Raw genomic sequence first — 1018 nt, forward strand, 5'->3', positions numbered from 1 at the left:
TCTTGCTGCGAAGGTAAGCCTTCTTCATTTTCGACTGCCAGTTGCAGATCAAGTTCAATTGCCATTTTTATTCCTTAGTTGCAGCGACTTGAGCGCTAAGTTCTGCTTTCGCTGCTTCTAACAGTTTAGCATCACGCTCTTCACGGCGACGTTTCTCGAACTCTTTACGTTCTTTTTGATCTTGCGCTTCCCACTTCTCGTAGGCGTTGACGATGCGAGCAACCACTGGGTGGCGAACAACGTCATCTGCTTGGAAGAAGTTAAAGCTAATGTCGTCGACTTCACTGAGCACTTCAATCGCATGACGAAGACCTGACTTCGCACCACGAGGTAAGTCGATCTGAGTGACGTCACCAGTAATAACCGCACGAGAATTGAAACCAATACGAGTCAGGAACATTTTCATCTGTTCAACGGTGGTGTTCTGGCTTTCATCTAGAATGATGAAAGCATCGTTCAGCGTACGACCGCGCATGTATGCCAGAGGAGCAACCTCTATAACGTTGCGTTCAATCAGCTTCTCAACTCGCTCGAAGCCTAGCATCTCGAATAATGCGTCGTACAGTGGACGAAGGTATGGGTCAACCTTTTGGCTTAAATCACCAGGTAAGAAACCCAGTTTTTCACCCGCTTCTACCGCCGGACGTGTCAAAAGAATGCGACGAATTTCTTGGCGTTCTAGTGCATCAACTGCTGCTGCAACGGCAAGGTAAGTCTTACCTGTACCTGCAGGACCAATACCAAAAGAGATGTCGTGCGTAACCATATTGACCAAGTATTGAGCTTGGTTTGGTGTGCGCGGTTTAATGACGCCTTTTTTGGTTTTTACGAACACTTCTTTACCGTGCGCAATACTTGATTCGGTATTTTGTTCTAATACGCCAGATTCTTTGATCGCCAGATGAATTTGTTCTGGTTCGATATCTGGGATCTCGCCACGCACAGGCGCAGTATCTACATAAAGCGTTTTTAGAATGTCCAGCGCAGCCGCTGAGGTGTGAGGCTTACCAACAATGGT

At 47.0% G+C, this 1018-nt stretch carries 1 protein-coding gene and 1 pseudogene; both read right to left on the reverse strand.

The genetic code is table 11. The features are described from left to right. A pseudogene (locus R7Q47_RS26725) lies at positions 1–65 on the reverse strand (rRNA maturation RNase YbeY); the annotation flags it as partial. A 2-nt stretch (positions 66–67) separates the two neighbouring features. After that, a partial coding sequence (locus R7Q47_RS26730) for a PhoH family protein (protein ID WP_318090343.1) occupies positions 68–1018 on the reverse strand: 951 nt, incomplete at its 5' end.

The sequence above is a fragment of the Vibrio sp. Vb0349 genome, assembly GCF_033338975.1.